The sequence below is a fragment of the Rhodococcus sp. JCM 9793 genome, assembly GCF_055380405.1.
In genome coordinates this window covers 3089637-3105844 of record NZ_AP043721.1, presented here as the reverse complement: position 1 = coordinate 3105844, position 16208 = coordinate 3089637, and the positions used below count along the sequence as shown (strand labels likewise).

At 65.1% G+C, this 16208-nt stretch carries 16 protein-coding genes and 1 tRNA gene; 10 read left to right on the top strand and 7 right to left on the bottom strand.

The window, feature by feature from the left end; genetic code table 11:
- The first annotated feature begins 8 nt into the window (after positions 1-8).
- Complete coding sequence (locus ACZ46K_RS16440; RefSeq protein ID WP_464743626.1) at positions 9-893, top strand: SURF1 family cytochrome oxidase biogenesis protein; 885 nt, start codon at positions 9-11, stop codon at positions 891-893.
- Between the two features lie 53 nt (positions 894-946).
- Positions 947-1324 (top strand): DUF5655 domain-containing protein, encoded by a 378-nt coding sequence (locus tag ACZ46K_RS16435; RefSeq protein WP_464743624.1) that lies wholly within the window; start codon positions 947-949, stop codon positions 1322-1324.
- 31 nt (positions 1325-1355) lie between these two features.
- Here the strand turns inward: ACZ46K_RS16435 and ACZ46K_RS16430 are convergent, their stop codons facing one another.
- The 4 genes from ACZ46K_RS16430 to ACZ46K_RS16415 all read right to left on the bottom strand — a co-directional run bounded on the left by ACZ46K_RS16430 (position 1356) and on the right by ACZ46K_RS16415 (position 2686).
- Entirely contained in the window at positions 1356-1490 is a 135-nt protein-coding gene (locus ACZ46K_RS16430; protein ID WP_464743622.1) for a hypothetical protein, read from the bottom strand.
- 160 nt (positions 1491-1650) lie between these two features.
- Positions 1651-1725, bottom strand: a tRNA-Val gene (locus ACZ46K_RS16425).
- Between the two features lie 35 nt (positions 1726-1760).
- Positions 1761-2225, bottom strand: a complete 465-nt coding sequence (locus tag ACZ46K_RS16420) for a peroxiredoxin (RefSeq protein ID WP_054810365.1) — start codon at positions 2223-2225, stop codon at positions 1761-1763.
- Positions 2226-2263: 38 nt separating this feature from the next.
- Positions 2264-2686: a DUF3052 domain-containing protein gene (locus ACZ46K_RS16415; protein ID WP_054806940.1), complete on the bottom strand. Its 423-nt coding sequence runs from the start codon at positions 2684-2686 to the stop codon at positions 2264-2266.
- Positions 2687-3021: 335 nt separating this feature from the next.
- Between ACZ46K_RS16415 and aceE the strand changes: the two genes are divergently transcribed.
- From aceE to ACZ46K_RS16385, 6 genes are all read left to right on the top strand, one after another.
- Positions 3022-5892 (top strand): pyruvate dehydrogenase (acetyl-transferring), homodimeric type, encoded by a 2871-nt coding sequence (aceE, locus tag ACZ46K_RS16410; protein WP_464743620.1) that lies wholly within the window; start codon positions 3022-3024, stop codon positions 5890-5892.
- A gap of 97 nt (positions 5893-5989) precedes the next feature.
- Complete coding sequence (locus ACZ46K_RS16405) at positions 5990-7276, top strand: PucR family transcriptional regulator (protein WP_464749352.1); 1287 nt, start codon at positions 5990-5992, stop codon at positions 7274-7276.
- Positions 7277-7404: 128 nt separating this feature from the next.
- On the top strand, positions 7405-8322 hold the full coding sequence (locus tag ACZ46K_RS16400) for an ACP S-malonyltransferase (protein ID WP_464743618.1): 918 nt from the start codon (positions 7405-7407) through the stop codon (positions 8320-8322).
- Positions 8323-8452: 130 nt separating this feature from the next.
- Positions 8453-8731, top strand: a complete 279-nt coding sequence (gene acpM / locus ACZ46K_RS16395; RefSeq protein WP_054806788.1) for a meromycolate extension acyl carrier protein AcpM — start codon at positions 8453-8455, stop codon at positions 8729-8731.
- Positions 8728-9981, top strand: coding sequence for a KasA/KasB family beta-ketoacyl-ACP synthase (locus ACZ46K_RS16390; protein ID WP_464743616.1), 1254 nt, complete (start codon positions 8728-8730; stop codon positions 9979-9981). Before acpM ends, ACZ46K_RS16390 begins: the two co-directional genes overlap by 4 nt.
- Before the next feature lie 90 nt (positions 9982-10071).
- Positions 10072-11505, top strand: a complete 1434-nt coding sequence (locus ACZ46K_RS16385; protein WP_054809884.1) for an acyl-CoA carboxylase subunit beta — start codon at positions 10072-10074, stop codon at positions 11503-11505.
- Between the two features lie 79 nt (positions 11506-11584).
- Here ACZ46K_RS16385 and ACZ46K_RS16380 read toward each other — a convergent pair whose 3' ends face one another.
- From ACZ46K_RS16380 to ACZ46K_RS16370, 3 genes are all read right to left on the bottom strand, one after another.
- Positions 11585-12091 (bottom strand): DUF3145 domain-containing protein, encoded by a 507-nt coding sequence (locus tag ACZ46K_RS16380; protein WP_464743614.1) that lies wholly within the window; start codon positions 12089-12091, stop codon positions 11585-11587.
- A gap of 102 nt (positions 12092-12193) precedes the next feature.
- Positions 12194-13024 carry a serine hydrolase domain-containing protein gene (locus ACZ46K_RS16375; protein ID WP_464743612.1) on the bottom strand — a complete coding sequence of 277 codons (831 nt, stop codon included), beginning with the start codon at positions 13022-13024 and terminating at the stop codon, positions 12194-12196.
- Between the two features lie 57 nt (positions 13025-13081).
- A complete protein-coding gene (locus ACZ46K_RS16370; RefSeq protein WP_464743610.1) occupies positions 13082-14209 on the bottom strand; it encodes an NDMA-dependent alcohol dehydrogenase in 1128 nt (375 codons plus the stop codon).
- Between the two features lie 326 nt (positions 14210-14535).
- Here ACZ46K_RS16370 and ACZ46K_RS16365 point away from each other — a divergent pair, with 326 nt between their 5' ends.
- Together ACZ46K_RS16365 and ACZ46K_RS16360 are read left to right on the top strand one after the other, a co-directional pair.
- On the top strand, positions 14536-14955 hold the full coding sequence (locus ACZ46K_RS16365) for a Zn-ribbon domain-containing OB-fold protein (RefSeq protein ID WP_054806786.1): 420 nt from the start codon (positions 14536-14538) through the stop codon (positions 14953-14955).
- A 34-nt stretch (positions 14956-14989) separates the two neighbouring features.
- Positions 14990-16138: a thiolase family protein gene (locus ACZ46K_RS16360; RefSeq protein ID WP_054806785.1), complete on the top strand. Its 1149-nt coding sequence runs from the start codon at positions 14990-14992 to the stop codon at positions 16136-16138.
- Positions 16139-16208 lie beyond the last annotated feature (70 nt).

Below are 16208 nucleotides of genomic sequence, written 5' to 3'. Positions count from 1 at the left end.
GTGGACGTGTGCGCCGACTGTCATTTCTCCTTCGCCCGAGCTGGCTCGTTCTCGCTCTGGTAGTGGTTGGCTTCGCCTACGCGTGCTTCACCGTGCTCGCGCCGTGGCAGCTCGGAAAGAACACGAGCACCGGCGAGCGCAACGACCGCATCACCGAGTCCGTGTCGCAGGACCGTGTGCCTGTCGGCGAGCTGCTCGGGAACGGCGGCGCAACCGTCGAGAGCGAATGGCGGCGGGTGATCGCAGACGGCAGTTACGTCCCGGATTCGGATGTTCTGGTACGGCTGCGGAGCACCGAGTCCAAGCCTGCCTACGAGGTCCTCACCCCGTTCGTGCTCGACGACGGAAGCACCATCCTCGTCGACCGCGGTTACGCGCGTCCTGTCGAGGGCACTGCGGTGCCCGAGCTTCCCGCTGCACCGACGGGACGGGTGACCCTGGATGCTCGAATCCGCATGTCGGAAGGCACCGTCGAAGGCAAGGATCCGTTCACCGACGCCGGTTATCTGCAGGTCTACTTCATCGACTCCGGCCAGATCGCCGAGGCGTCGGGGCTCGATCTGGTCAACGGATACCTTCAGCTCGATGCGGGGCAGCCCGGTGTACTCGAGGCGAAGGCGCTGCCTCAGCTCGACGCCGGGCCGTATCTGTCCTACGGGTTGCAGTGGCTCGCGTTCGGCATCATGGCGCCCCTCGGGCTCGCATACTTCGTCTGGGCGGAGATTCGGGAACGTCGCAAGGCGAAGGCGCGGGACGCCGATGCGGTCGTCCCGACCGAGCCGGAATCTCCGTCGAAGGACACGGCGATCGTACGTTCGGGTTCCGTGCGTTCCACGTCGATGTCGCATACCACCAGCGACAAGCTGGCCGACCGTTACGGCGGGCACCGGTGACCGCGTACTGCGACACGTCACTGCCCGGTGTTTCACCACACGAGGAGTTCCCGATGTACTCGACCGTCGACGACTATCTGGCCGACAAGGACCCCGCGGCCGTCGACGCGTTCCGGCGATTCCGCACCCTGGTCTTCGCGCTGGGTGACGACGTCGAGGAGACTGTGCACACCTCGGAGGTCTCGTGGGCGCGGGCGTCCTCGTCGACGCCGCGGGTGTTCGCTGCCGCATTCCTGTACGCCACGCGCCTCGAGGTGGCTCTTGATCTCTCGAGGCGCGTCCATCACCCGACCTTGCGTGAGGCGTACCCCACGACGGGCAGGGTCACCACTCATCGCTTGAGCCTGTCGTCGGCAGACGATCTCGACGAGGCATTCTCTGCACTACTGGCCGAGGCCTACACCACCGCAGCAGACATCCCTGCCCCGTAGTCGGCCGGGAGCGCCGTGCGGTGGCCGGCGATCAGAGAATCGGTCCGCCGGTCGCGAGGTTCCAGAGGTTGACGGCGAAGAAGAGCGGGATGAACAGCGCGGTCGCGATCGGATCTCCATTGAGGTAGCCCTCGCTGATCCACTGAACGATGTCGGATGATCCCATGCCGTTTCCTCCACTCTTGTGCGAGGCGGTCGAAGTCGCCGCCTATTCAAGATCTCGTGAGACAGGTGACGATCGTTACAGGAGGCGGTTACAGGAGGCCGTTACAGGAAACGGGGGGGTCGACCGCGTACCGAGCGACCCGAACGGCATGGAATGGAACTGGTGGGCGTGGACGGTATCGAACCGCCGACCGCTGGTGTGTAAAACCAGAGCTCTACCACTGAGCTACACGCCCGAAAAATCGGCAACCGGAGGCTGCCGATTTTCACTTCAGGACTTTAGCGCGGCGAGCGCCCGGACCCAAGCCTGCTGGTCACGGGGCTCTCCGGGCCCGTTCTCCTCCGCGAACTGCACGACGCCGGCCTTGTCGATCACGAAAGTTCCGCGGTTCGCGAAGCCGAGTTTGTCGTTGAATACGCCGTAGGCCTGAGCGACCTCACCGTGCGGCCAGAAATCCGACAGCAGCGGGAAGGTGTAGCCCTGTTCTGCAGACCAGATCTTGTGGGTCGGAGACGCACCCACCGACACGGCGAGGATCGCAGTGTCGTCGTTCTCGAAGGTCGGCAGGTCGTCGCGCACGGCGCACAGCTCGCCCTGGCACACGCCCGTGAATGCGAGCGGGTAGAACACCAGCAGCACGTTCTTGGCACCCCGGAAGCTCGAGAGTGTCACTTCCTGGTTGTTCTGGTCCTTCAGGGTGAAATCGGGCGCTTCGGTGCCCACGGCGATCGCCATCGGAAATGGTGTCCTTCATTCGGAGGGGAAGAGATGACTCAGCGGCGCGGCTTGCCGGCCTTCGGCTGCACCAACCGGCTGCCGATCCAGTCGCCCAGATTCGTCGCCGATGTCTGAGTCAGACCGGCGGTGGTCGCCGATTCGGCGATCTCGCTGGGCTCGACGTGATCGGGGCGGCCCGTCTTGGGGGTCAGCACCCACACGACACCGTCCTCGGCGAGCGGGCTCACGACATCCATGAGGTTGTCCACGAGATCACCGTCGCTCTCCCGCCACCACAGCAGCACGACGTCGACGACCTCGTCGGAGTCCTCGTCGAGCAGCTCCGTACCGGTGACCTCCTCGATTGCTGCACGCAGATCCTCGTCGGTGTCCTCGTCCCAGCCGAGTTCTTGCACCACGTGGTCGTGCTTGATACCGAGCTTCGAAACGTAGTTCTTGGCATCCGCCGCGGCGACCACGGTGGTTCCTCCTCAAGATTGTGGCCGCGGAGGCTTCCGCGTACCGGTGTGACGTGCGATTGATCAAAGCGAACATGGTCGGGCGCCTGAGCGCAACCCGAAACGCTGCGATTTCCGAGAGAATCTTCTGGATCGACGCTACGCGCACCATTCGGAGGGGGTCCACCCGGCTGCGATCCGGGCCTGATTTGTCGGACCGCGTCGTACCCGATCCGGCGCGATGGGGGAAGATGAGGGGTGCATCATGTTCAGATGTCGATGAGTTGGCCCCCACAAGGGCCGGCCTACGGAGTGGGCGCTACACCTGCGCGCCCCACCACGATGAGGAGCTGACGTTGACAGACCTGATCCACGGACCCGACTCCCGAGCGAACGCCGCCACACCCGGCGTTTCGGGTACGGGCCCCTCGACCGACACCCCAGCCCCCGCGACGGGCAACCGGGTTCGGGTCATCCGCGAGGGCGTGGCTTCCTACCTGCCGGACATCGATCCGGCGGAAACCTCCGAGTGGCTCGAGTCCTTCGACGGAATGCTCGAAGCTGCCGGACCTTCCCGAGCCCGCTACCTGATGTTGCGCATGCTCGAGCGCGCCGGCGAGCGCCACGTGTCGATTCCGGCATTGACCTCGACCGACTACGTCAACACCATTCCCACCGAGAGCGAACCGTGGTTCCCCGGCGATGAAGAGGTCGAGCGCCGCTTCCGCGCCTACATCCGCTGGAACGCCGCGATCATGGTGACCCGTGCACAGCGCCCCGGTATCGGCGTCGGTGGCCACATCTCCACCTACGCGTCGTCCGCCGCCCTGTACGAGGTCGGTTTCAACCACTTCTTCCGCGGCAAGGACCACCCCGGTGGTGGCGACCAGGTCTTCATCCAGGGACACGCGTCGCCCGGCATCTACGCGCGCGCCTTCCTCGAAGGCCGAATCCCCGCCGAGCAGCTCGACGGTTTCCGTCAGGAGCACAGCCACCTGTCCCAGGGCGGAGCCCTGCCGTCGTATCCCCACCCGCGACTTCTTCCCGACTTCTGGGAGTTCCCGACGGTGTCGATGGGCCTCGGCCCGATGAACGCCATCTACCAGGCGCGTTTCAATCATTACCTGGAAGACCGGGGCATCAAGGACACCTCCGACCAGCATGTGTGGGCATTCCTCGGCGACGGTGAGATGGACGAACCCGAATCGCGTGGCCTCGCACACGTCGCCGCGACGGAGGGTCTCGACAACCTCACCTTCGTCGTCAACTGCAACCTGCAGCGTCTCGACGGCCCGGTCCGCGGCAACGGCAAGATCATCCAGGAACTGGAGTCGTTCTTCCGCGGCGCCGGCTGGAATGTCATCAAGGTCGTGTGGGGCCGCGAGTGGGATGCACTGCTGCACGCCGACAAGGACGGCGCGCTCGTCAATCTCATGAATGTCACCCCGGACGGCGACTACCAGACCTACAAGGCCAACGACGGCGCGTTCGTCCGCGAGCACTTCTTCGGGCGCGACCCACGCACCAAGGAACTGGTCAAGCACCTCAGCGACCAGCAGATCTGGAATCTCAAGCGCGGCGGGCACGATTACCGCAAGATCCACGCCGCGTACAAGGCCGCGATGGAGCACAAGGGCCAGCCGACCGTCATCCTCGCGCACACCATCAAGGGCTACACGCTCGGCAAGCACTTCGAGGGCCGCAACGCGACCCACCAGATGAAGAAGCTCACCCTCGAGGACCTCAAGTATTTCCGCGACGTCCAGCGGATCCCGATCTCCGACGCGGAACTCGAGAAGGACCCGAAGACACCGCCGTACTACCACCCCGGCTTCGACGCACCCGAGATCCAGTACATGCTCGAGCGTCGCCGGAATCTGGGCGGGTTCCTCCCCGAGCGCCGTACGAAGGCAGCGCCACTGAAGTTGCCGGAGGAGAAGACGTACGACGTCGTCCGCAAGGGCTCGGGAAAGCAGGAGGTCGCCACCACGATGGCGGTCGTGCGCGTGCTCAAGGAGTTGCTCCGAGACAAGGAGATCGGCAAGCGCATCGTGCCGATCATCCCGGATGAGGCCCGCACGTTCGGTATGGACTCGTGGTTCCCGTCGCTGAAGATCTACAACCGCAACGGTCAGCTGTACACCTCGGTCGACGCAGAACTCATGCTCGCCTACAAGGAGAGCGAGATCGGTCAGATCCTGCACGAGGGCATCAACGAGGCCGGTTCGACGGCATCGTTCACCGCGGTCGGTACGTCGTACGCGACCCATGGTGAGCCGATGATCCCGGTGTACATCTTCTACTCGATGTTCGGCTTCCAGCGCACCGGCGACGGCCTGTGGGCCGCGGCCGACCAGATGGCGCGCGGTTTCGTGCTCGGCGCCACCGCCGGACGCACCACCCTGACCGGTGAAGGTCTGCAGCACGCCGACGGGCACTCGCTGCTTCTCGCCTCCACCAATCCGGCGGCCGTGACGTACGACCCGGCGTTCTCGTACGAGATCGCCCACATCGTGCGCGATGGTCTGCGTCGGATGTACGGCGGCACGACGGCGGCAGACGGAACGCTCGAGCCTGGCTTCGGTGGCGAGAACATCTTCTACTACATCACCATCTACAACGAGCCGTACACACAGCCGGCGGAGCCGGAGAACCTCGACGTCGAGGGCCTGCTCAAGGGCATCTACCTGTACAACCGCGGTGCAGCGTCAGGTCCGAAAGCGCAGATCCTCACCTCGGGCGTGATCATGCCTGAGTCGCTGCGTGCCCAGCAGATGCTCGCCGACGAGTGGGGCGTCTCCGCCGACGTGTGGTCGGTGACCTCGTGGGGTGAGCTCCGGCGCGAAGGTATCGAGTGCGACCGTCAGGCTCTCCTCGACCCGGGGAAGGATCCCGCCGTTCCGTACGTGCAGCGGGTGCTCAACGACGCAGCCGGCCCGTTCGTGGCGGTGTCCGACTGGATGCGTGCAGTGCCAGACCAGATCCGCCAGTGGGTGCCGGGCGACTACACCGTGCTCGGGGCCGACGGGTTCGGATTCTCCGATACCCGCCCCGCAGCACGCCGCGTATTCAACATCGACGCGGAGTCGACGGTCGTCGCAGTGCTCGCAGCGCTCGGTCGCGAGGGGACGATCGACCCGGCTCGGGCGGTCGAGGCCGCAACGAAGTACCGGATCGACGATGTGACGGCTGCTGCCGCTCCGACCTCGGACCCGGGCGTGGCCTGACCTTCACGAGTTCGCGCTCATCTCGAGCATCGGTGAACCTACCCGGACCCTGTCCGGGTAGGTTCTTCGCATGATCGACGAGCCGGAGCCGCGCCGGATGACGCGTGCATCGGGCGCCTCCGCGGGACGTCCGATGCCGCCTCAGCGTCCGGAACGCGCGCCGTTGCCGGATGCACTGTTGCGGCGCGTCAAACAGTTCTCGGGGCGTATGTCCACCGAGGCCGTGCACGTCATGCAGGAGCAGTTGCCGTTCTTCGCAGACCTCGACGCGTCGCAGCGTTCGAATGTGCAGCTGATCATCCAGACGTCGGTGGTCGATTTCCTCGAATGGGTCCGCGACCCCGAGAGTGATATTTCATTCAGCCTCGACGCTTTCCAGGCGATTCCACAGGATCTGGCGCGCAGGCTCACCTTCCGTCAGACCGTCGACATGGTTCGCGCAGCCATGGAGTTCTTCGAACAGTGGCTGCCGGCCTTGGCCCGCAATGAGGAACAACTGGTTGCACTGACCGAGGCAATCCTCCGGTACGGTCGGGAGCTGGGTTTCGCGGCAGCGTCGGTGTATGCGAGCGCTGCGGAGTCGCGGGGCGCCTGGGACACCCGTCTCGAGGCGCTGGTGGTCGACGCGGTCGTCCGCGGCGACACCGGATCCGACATGCAGTCCCGTGCCGCCACCCTCAATTGGGATGCAACGGCCTCGGCCACCGTACTCATCGGCTCCCCCCCACCCGAGGAGGGCGTGTCCGCGGTGACAACTGTGCACACGATCGCCCGCGCGCACGGTCGCGCGGCGCTGGCGGTGGTGCAAGGGGAGCATCTCGTGATGGTGGTCAGTGGAGAGCTCCACGGTGGGCCCGACGCCGTCGCGTTCCGGGACGAGCTCATGTACAGCTTCTCGAGCGATCCCGTCGTCATCGGTCCGACCACTCCGACGCTCGCGTCGGCGCACGCGTCGGCGGTCGAGGCGATGGCTGGGATGGAGGCCGTGGTCGGCTGGCCGGGCGCTCCCCGTCCGGTCCACGCGACCGAGTTGCTGCCCGAACGTGCACTCCTGGGCGACCCGGGTGCGATCACAGCGCTCGAAGACGACGTCGTGGCTCCGCTCGCGGCCGCCGGTTCGGCCCTGTCCGACACCTTGGACGCATACCTCGACAGTGGCGGTGCTGTCGAGTCCTGCTCCCGAAAGCTGTTTGTTCATCCAAATACTGTCCGGTACAGGTTGAGGCGAATCACTGAGGTAACGGGTCGGGACCCGACAAATCCGCGTGATGCGTACGTGCTCCGAATCGCGGCAACCGTTGGTCGTCTGGCACAAAGTCATAACGAACTCCGATCCCCCACACCACCAGTCACTCGGTTCACAATTCGCGAACAGGACACGTAACGGTTACGGGCGGGCGTCCGATGGGGAACGCCGACGTGGGAATTTGTAGGAACCCTACAAATCCTGCTCCCACCTTTCATCCCCACCGACATCTCGGAGGAGTGCCTTCAGGGTGTTCTCTGATCATCGTGATTTCGCTGCTTTCCCCCGGTCAGGGGTCTCAGACACCAGGAATGCTGGCTCCGTGGTTGGAGCAGGCCGGCGCTCGCGATCGAATCGAGCTCTGGTCGAAGGCGTCGGGGCTCGACCTCGAACGTCTCGGCACCACCGCCACCGCCGAAGAGATCACCGATACCGCAGTAACCCAGCCGCTCGTCGTCGCGACGGCGCTTCTGGCGTTCGAGGCGTTGGAAGCACGCGGCCTGATCGGTGCAGACACGATCTCCGCCGGCCATTCCGTCGGTGAGCTCGCTGCCGCCGCCGTCGCCGGAGTGATCACCGCCGACGAGGCCGTCGGGCTCGCTGCGATCCGCGGCGTGGAAATGGCCAAGGCATGCGCTCTCGAACCGACGGGGATGTCCGCCGTCCTCGGCGGCGCCGAGGACGAGGTGCTCGCCCGGCTCGAAGAACTCGATCTGACACCCGCGAACGTGAATGCGGCAGGCCAGATCGTCGCTGCAGGACGCCTCGATGCGCTCGAGGAACTCGCAGCGAACCCGCCCGCGAAGGCACGCATCCGGTCACTCCCTGTGGCCGGCGCCTTCCACACCCGTTTCATGGCTCCTGCGCAGGATGCCGTCACAGCAGCAGCGGCGAAGATCACACCCAGTGATCCGACCCGTCCACTGCTGTCCAACTTCGACGGCGCACTCGCCACTTCCGGAACCGATGCACTCGACCGGATCGCGGCGCAGGTCACCCGACCTGTCCGCTGGGACCTGTGCACCGCGTACCTGAAGTCCGCTCAGGTTTCCGCCGTGGTGGAACTGCCGCCGGCAGGAACGCTGGTGGGCATCGCCAAGCGTGAGATGCGCGGCACCCCCAACACGGCACTCAAGACTCCGGCCGACATCGACACGTTGGCCGAAACACCGGTTCTCGGTTAGGTTGCTGCGCGCGCCGTGCGCGCAGTACGAGAACCTCAAGAACTCCGGGACATCCCGGGCACCGGGACGGACATCCGTACGGACCGGTTTCACACGACCCAGTCGACAAACCCAAGAAGGGAGCCACGCAGTGGCCCACACCCAGGAAGAAATCATTGCCGGCGTTGCGGAGATCATCGAAGAGGTCACCGGTATTGAGCCCTCCGAGGTGACCATCGAGAAGTCGTTCGTGGACGACCTCGACATCGACTCGCTGTCCATGGTCGAGATCGCCGTGCAGATGGAAGACGCATACGGCGTGAAGATCCCCGACGAGGACCTCGCGAGCCTGCGCACCGTCGGCGATGTCGTCGCCTACGTCCAGAAGCTCGAGGCCGAGGGCGTTCAGGCCACCAACGACGGCGAATGAGCACTCCCGTGACCTCCCCTTCTCCTCGAACGCTACGAAACGTCGTCGTCACGGCTCTCGCGACAACGACGTCGATCGCAGGTGATGTGGATGCCACATGGAAGGGCCTCCTCGCCGGCGAGAGCGGGATCGGCACTCTCAGCGGGTTCGTCGACGAATTCGACCTTCCCGTCCGCATCGGTGGCACGCTGAAGGTCGACCCCGACGAGGCGCTGTCGCGGGTCGAGATCCGGCGGATGAGTTTCGTCGAACGGCTCGCACTCACCCTCTCTCGTACGGTGTGGTCGAACGCCGGCAGCCCGGAAGTCGACCAGGACCGTCTCGGTGTCGTCATCGGCACCGGGCTCGGTGGCGGCGATGCCCTCATCGACGCCGTCGACAAGCTCCGTGACGGCGGGTACCGCAAGGTGTCGCCATTCGTGGTGCAGATGGTCATGCCCAACGGTCCGTCGGCCACGGTGGGTCTCGAACTCGGTGCACGCGCGGGCGTCCTGACTCCCGTCTCGGCATGCTCGTCGGGATCCGAGGCCATCGCGAACGCCCACCGGATGATCGCGATGGGCGACGCCGACATCGTCGTCACCGGCGGTGTCGAGGGACGACTCGATGCGGTTGCCACCGCCAGCTTCGCGATGATGCGCGCGCTGAGCACCCGCAACGACGACCCCCAGGCAGCTTCCCGACCATTCGACAAGGACCGCGACGGATTCGTCTTCGGCGAAGCCGGCGCACTGATGATCCTCGAGTCGGAGGAGCACGCCAAAGCGCGTGGCGCGACGATTCACGCTCGCGTCCTCGGCTCCGGCATCACGTCGGACGGGTTCCACATCGTGGCGCCCGATCCGGAAGGTACGGGCGCAGCCCGTGCGATGACCCGCGCAATCGAGACCGCCGGGTTGTCCAAGTCCGACATCGGGCACGTCAACGCTCATGCGACGTCCACCCCGATCGGAGACATCGCCGAGGCCAAGGCCATCGGCGCAGCGGTGGGAAAGCACGCCGCGATCTACGCACCGAAGTCCGCACTCGGTCATTCGATCGGCGCTGTCGGTGCACTCGAGGCAGTACTCACGGTTCTGGCCCTGCGTGACGGAGTCATTCCTCCCACGCTGAATCTCGAGAACCAGGATCCAGATATCGACTTGGATGTGGTGCACGGAGAACCGCGCTACGCACAGATCGATTTCGCGTTGAACAACTCGTTCGGTTTCGGTGGGCACAACGTCGCCATCGCGTTCGGTCGGGCCTGACCCGACCGGCATACGCCGCGCACGCGGTGGGGGTTCTGATCCGGGACCTCCACCGCACCCACCCACCGCGTTTCGCCCGAGGAGCACCCGATGACAATTCTGGATCCAGCCACCCAGCGCGACAGCGCAGTGGACCCCCGCGATCCGCTGGCCCGCCTCGAGAAGCTGTTCGATCCGGGATCGGTGGAACTGCTCCACCCACGCGACAACTCCGGTGTCCTCGCCGCGGTAGGTCGCATCGACGGTGTGCGCACCGTCGCCTACTGTTCGGACGCGACCGTCATGGGTGGTGCCATGGGCGTCGAAGGGTGCCGGCACATCGTCCACGCGATCGACACTGCGATCGACAACGAACATCCCATCGTCGGGCTGTTCCATTCCGGCGGTGCACGCCTCGCCGAAGGCGTCGAGGCACTCCACGCAGTCGGCCTCGTCTTCGAAGCAATGGTCCGCGCATCGGGACACATCCCCCAGATTTCCGTCGTCCTCGGCTTCGCCGCGGGCGGCGCCGCCTACGGGCCGGCCCTCACCGACATCGTCATCATGGCTCCGGAGGGCCGCGTGTTCGTCACCGGCCCCGATGTGGTGCGAAGCGTCACCGGTGAACAGGTCGACATGGAGTCGCTCGGCGGACCCGACACCCACACCAAGAAGTCCGGTGTCGCGCACATCGCGGCCTACGACCAGGAGGATGCGCTCCATCGCGCACGCCGCCTCGTGTCGATGCTCGCGGAGCAGGGCGAGTTCGATGTTGCTGCCGCCGAGCTCGGAGACACCGACCTCCGTGCACTGATGCCCGAGTCCGTGCGTCGCGCATACGACGTGCGGCCGATCGTCCACGAGCTGCTCGACAACGTCGAAGGCGAATCGAGCTTCGAAGAGCTCCAGAGCGGCTGGGCACGCAGCATCGTCACAGGTTTCGGGCGCCTCGGCGGTCGCACGGTCGGTGTCATCGCCAACAACCCTCTGCGCCTCGGCGGCTGCCTCAATTCCGAGAGCGCCGAGAAGGCGGCCCGGTTCGTGCGCATGTGCAATGCATTCGGCGTACCGCTCGTAGTGGTCGTCGACGTTCCCGGTTATCTGCCCGGCGTGAGCCAGGAGTGGGAGGGCGTCGTTCGACGAGGAGCCAAGCTTCTGCATGCCTTCGCGGAGGCCACGGTGCCACGCGTGACGCTCGTGACCCGCAAGATCTACGGTGGCGCCTACATCGCTATGAACTCGCGTGCGCTGGGCGCAACCGCGGTGTTCGCATGGCCGGAGTCGGAGGTCGCTGTCATGGGCGCGAAGGCCGCGGTGGGAATCCTGCACAAGAAGGCCCTCGCCGCTGCACCGGACGACGAGCGTGAGGCATTGCATGATCGTCTCGCGGCCGAGCACGAGGCGCTGGCCGGCGGAGTCGGCCGAGCGATGTCGATCGGCGTGGTCGACAAGATGATCGAGCCGTCGAAGACCCGCAGCACACTTGCGGCAGCCCTCGCCGCCGCACCGTTGCGTCGCGGCCGGCACAAGAACATTCCGCTGTAGCTCCTCCACGCGTGACGCGGGGCCTGCCATCCGTAGATGGCAGGCCCCGCGTCACGCGCGTATCGCTGACGAACCTCGATCAACCGACGTCGCGGCGAAGCCAGGTCACCTGCGCGCCGTCGTCTCCGCTGCGGTAGGGCTCGAGTTCGTCGTCCCACGCGGTGCCCAGGCATCGGTGGATCTCGCCCTCGACGTCAGCGGAGGCCAGCATCGCCCGCAGGCGCATCTCGCCGATCACGACATCGCCGTTCGCACTTGTATTGCCACGCCACAGTCCCAGCTGCGGCGCATAGCTGTACCGCTCACCGTCGACACCCTCACTCGGGTTCTCGGTGATCTCGAACCTGAGCATGGGCCACACCCGCAGCGCCTCGACCAACCGCGCCGCGGTACCGACTGGGCCGGTCCACTCCACCGAAGTGCGCAGCTGACCCTCGCCGGCGGGCTGCCCCGTCCACGTCAAATCGGGGCGGCTGTCCAATGTGGACGCCAGCGCCCACTCGATGTGCGGACACACCGCAGCCGGCGACGAATGGACGTAGACCACCCCGGTCGTCGCATCCGCGAACTGGTTCGATGCGCGCATACATTCACCTCCGATCAGACGAGGACGTCTTCCCCAACGACCTCTTCACAAAGGTGATGCAATGCGACTATCCGACAGTGTGCCGGTGTTGCGCCTGTTTCGCTAGCGAACGGCAGAGGTTTTTGTGATTTCCCCCAGTACCGCATCATTGAACTCGGCCCACAGGGGCTTCGCCCACTCCCCGAATGCCCGATTTGTGAGTACTACGCAGGCAGTATCGATTTCGGGGTCGACCCAGAGAAATGTGCCCGATTGACCGAAATGACCGAAAGTCCTCGGGGAATTTCCGGTTCCTGTCCAATGCGGATTCTTCTTCCCCCGTAGTTCGAAACCGAGACACCAGTCATTCGGTTTGAACATTCCGTATCCCGGCACGATTCCATTCAGTCCCGGAAACTGCACCCGAGTTGCGTCGTCGAAGGTCTGCGGCGACACGAGGACAGGGCTCAACAGCTCCGCGGCAAAGCGGATCAGGTCTTCCGTCGACGAATTCGCGCCGTGGCCCGCCGACCCGGTCAGCGTCGACGACCGCATCCCGAGCGGTTCGAACACGGCCTGGTGGAGATAGTCGTCGAATCCGATTCCGGTCTCGGTCTCGACGAGGTCCGCGAGAACCTCGAAACCGGCGCTCGAGTAGATGCGCTTGCGCTCCGGCTCGGCCTGGACGGTCCGGTCACCGAATGCGAGCCCCGACGCGTGCGAGAGGAGATGCCGCACCGTCGACCCCGGAGGGCCTGCGGGCTGGTCGAGCTCGACCGCACCTTCTTCTACGGCCACGAGAAGCGCGTACGCCACCAGGGGTTTGGTCACGGAGGCGAGCGGATACACCTCGGCGAGATCACCAACGGACCCGACAACGCCGCCGTCGCGAGTGAGTATCGCGCCGGCGGCGTGACCGACGGGCCAGTCGGAGATCAGAGAAAGGCTGTGCACCAGAACAGACTACGGGGGCACCCGATCAGACTACGAGACCCGGTATGTGCCGCATCGTCACCAGTCGGCTTCGGTGTACTGGATGACACCGCGGATGTTCTTGCCGTCGAGCATGTCCTTGTAACCGTCGTTGATCTGCTCGAGACTGTACGTGCGCGTCACCATGTCGGCCAGGTTGAGCTGGCCCGACCGGTACAGATCCAGCAGGTTGGGGATGTCGACACGCGCGTTGCAGCCGCCGAAGATGTTGCCCTTGAGGTCCTTCTGCAGCATCGAGAACAGGAACGAGTTCAGTTTCACGTCCATGTCGGCCATGAAGCCCATGGCGGTGACGACACACTTGCCACCCTTCGCCGTCAGCGTCAGGGACGGATCAACGAGCTCACCCTTCATCTCACCGACCGTGATGATCGTCTTCTGGCACATCTTGCCCCAGGTGATCTCCATGATCGGCACGATCGCTTCTTCGATCGAGGCATACGTGTGGGTGGCACCGAACTTGAGTGCCTGCTCACGCTTCCACGGCACCGGGTCGATCGCGAACACGTGGCGTGCACCGGACGCGACGGCGCCCTGCAGGGCACTCATACCGACACCACCGATGCCGATAACGGCCACCGAGTCCCCCGCCTTCACGTCGGCGATATGTGTCGCCGAACCCCAGCCGGTGGGAACACCGCAACCGACGAGCGCCGCGAGTTCGAACGGGATGTCCTTCTCGATCTTCACGACCTGGGTCTGATTGACCGTCATATAGGGAGAGAAGGTGCCGAGCAGGCACATCGGGATGACGTTCTCTCCGCGTGCCTGGATGCGGTAGCTGCCATCTGAGATCGATTGACCGCTGAGCAGTCCGGCACCGAGATCACACAGGTTCGACTGTCCGGACGCACACGACGGACACCGGCCGCACGCCGGAATGAACGACAGGACGACGTGGTCGCCCACCTCGAGCCCGACGACACCGTCGCCGACCTTGGTGATGACGCCCGATCCTTCATGACCACCCATCACCGGATAGGACGGCATCGGGGTCGCGCCCGTGACGATGTGGTGATCCGAGTGGCACATGCCTGCGGCTTCCATGCGGATCTGCACTTCACCCGCGATCGGATCACCGAGTTCGATCTCCTCGACCGACCACGCCTCGTTGAGCCCCCACAGCAGTGCACCCTTGGTCTTCATCTGGCTACGCCCTCCATCACATTGCAGCTTGTGCACGTGACACTAGCCACAAATCGAGAAAATTGGAACAGGTTCTACCGGAATTCTCCGCCATCTTCCCGAGCGTCGATCAGGACTCCTCGTTCGGTCGTTGCGCGGCATCGTTGCCCGACAGCAGTGCGCGCCATCGCGTCGCCCCACGGTGCACGAGGTGGGGAGTGACGCCGTAGGCACCGATCCGAACGGTGCACTCTCATTGTAGAGAATGGCATTTCCGTCTAACGTGAACATCATGCCGGTATGCGGCAAGAAGCGACGTGACGGCATCGGACAACGGAGGACGACATATGACGACGAAGGCGCTCGCGCCCGACGTATCCACATGGCCGGCGGAGGACCCGCAGCTGATCGGCAGTCGCTGCGACGACTGCTCGGCAACCACGTGGCCGGCACAACCCCGGTGCCCCCGCTGCAGCGGGGGCAACATCTCGGAGTTGCTGCTCCCCCGCCGCGGGACTCTCGTGGCATGGACATCTCAGGGGTTCGTCCCCAAGCAGCCCTACGCAGGCAGTGAGACCGCCGAGAATTTCGAGCCGTTCGCCTTCGGCCTCGTCCAGCTGGGCGATGTGGTCCGCGTCGAGGCCCGTATCACCGAGAACGATCCGGCGAAGCTGAAGCCCGGCATGGAACTCGAACTGACGTTCGTGCCCTTCTACACGGACGCCGAGGGAACAGACATCGTCACCTGGGCGTTCGCGCCGATCTGATCCACCTACACCCGATCGAGGAGTCCAAAGAACTATGAACGACGTTGCCATCATCGGTGTGGGCCTTCACCCGTTCGGCAGATTCGGCGCCAAGTCGGCCATCGAGATGGCCGCAGACGCAATCCAGCTCGCGCTCGAAGACTCGGGCGTGGCATGGAAAGACATCCAGTTCGGCATCGGCGGCAGCTACGAGGTGGACAACACCGACGCCGTTACCCGCCTGGTGGGTCTGACCGGCATTCCCTTCACCAACGTGTTCAATGCGTGCGCCACATCGGCCAGCGCGATCGAGCAGACCGCCGACGGTATCCGTTCGGGGAAGTACGACATCGGTATCGCTGTCGGCACCGACAAGCACCCTCGCGGCGCCTTCACCGCCGACCCCGCGATGCTGGGCCTTCCGGCCTGGTATGCCGAGAACGGCCAGTTCGTCACCACCAAGTTCTTCGGTATGAAAGCCAACCGGTACGCCATCGACCATGACATCTCGCACGAGACCTTGGCCCGAGTCGCCGCGAAGAACTACCGCAACGGCGGCAAGAACCCGAAGGCGTTCCGCCGCACCGAGTTCAGCATCGACGAGATCCTGTCGTCGCCGATGCTGAACTATCCGCTGACCGCGAAGATGTTCTGCGCCCCCGACGAGGGGGCCGCTGCGGTCATCATGTGCCGCGGCGACCTCGCGGCGAAGTTCTCGTCGAACAAGCCCGTATACCTGCGGTCGACGGCGATCCGCACCCGCACATACGGCGCCTACGAGGTGCACGCTACGTGGGCGGCAATCGAGGAGGACGTCTCTCCCACCGTGTACGCAGCGAAGGCCGCGTACGAGGCTGCGGGAATCGGCCCCGAGGACGTCGACGTCGCACAGCTGCAGGACACCGACGCCGGCGCAGAGGTCATCCACATGGCCGAGACCGGGCTGTGTGCCGATGGCGACCAGGAGAAGCTGATCGCTGAGGGCGCCACCGAGATCGGCGGATCACTGCCCGTGAACACCGATGGCGGTCTCATCGCCAACGGAGAGCCCATCGGCGCGTCGGGCATCCGCCAGGTGCACGAACTCGTCCACCAGCTCCGCGGCACCGCCGGCGAACGTCAGGTTCCCGGTAGCCCGCGAGTCGGCCTCGCGCAGGTCTACGGCGCTCCGGGAACTGCGGCGGCGTCGATCCTGTCGCTCTGACACCCGACGCCGATGACGAGCAATAAGCGGTAGAGGACGGGTCGCCCACGAGAACACTGTGGGCGACCCG

Excerpts from the sequence above, each read along its gene's own strand:
- ACZ46K_RS16435 (WP_464743624.1), top strand. The coding sequence starts at position 947 with ATGTACTCGACCGTCGACGACTATCTGGCCGACAAGGACCCCGCGGCC.
- ACZ46K_RS16430 (WP_464743622.1), bottom strand. The coding sequence starts at position 1,490 with ATGGGATCATCCGACATCGTTCAGTGGATCAGCGAGGGCTACCTCAAT.
- ACZ46K_RS16420 (WP_054810365.1), bottom strand. The coding sequence starts at position 2,225 with ATGGCGATCGCCGTGGGCACCGAAGCGCCCGATTTCACCCTGAAGGAC.
- ACZ46K_RS16405 (WP_464749352.1), top strand. The coding sequence starts at position 5,990 with ATGACGCGTGCATCGGGCGCCTCCGCGGGACGTCCGATGCCGCCTCAG.
- ACZ46K_RS16390 (WP_464743616.1), top strand. The coding sequence starts at position 8,728 with ATGAGCACTCCCGTGACCTCCCCTTCTCCTCGAACGCTACGAAACGTC.
- ACZ46K_RS16385 (WP_054809884.1), top strand. The coding sequence starts at position 10,072 with ATGACAATTCTGGATCCAGCCACCCAGCGCGACAGCGCAGTGGACCCC.
- ACZ46K_RS16380 (WP_464743614.1), bottom strand. The coding sequence starts at position 12,091 with ATGCGCGCATCGAACCAGTTCGCGGATGCGACGACCGGGGTGGTCTAC.
- ACZ46K_RS16370 (WP_464743610.1), bottom strand. The coding sequence starts at position 14,209 with ATGAAGACCAAGGGTGCACTGCTGTGGGGGCTCAACGAGGCGTGGTCG.
- ACZ46K_RS16365 (WP_054806786.1), top strand. The coding sequence starts at position 14,536 with ATGACGACGAAGGCGCTCGCGCCCGACGTATCCACATGGCCGGCGGAG.
- ACZ46K_RS16360 (WP_054806785.1), top strand. The coding sequence starts at position 14,990 with ATGAACGACGTTGCCATCATCGGTGTGGGCCTTCACCCGTTCGGCAGA.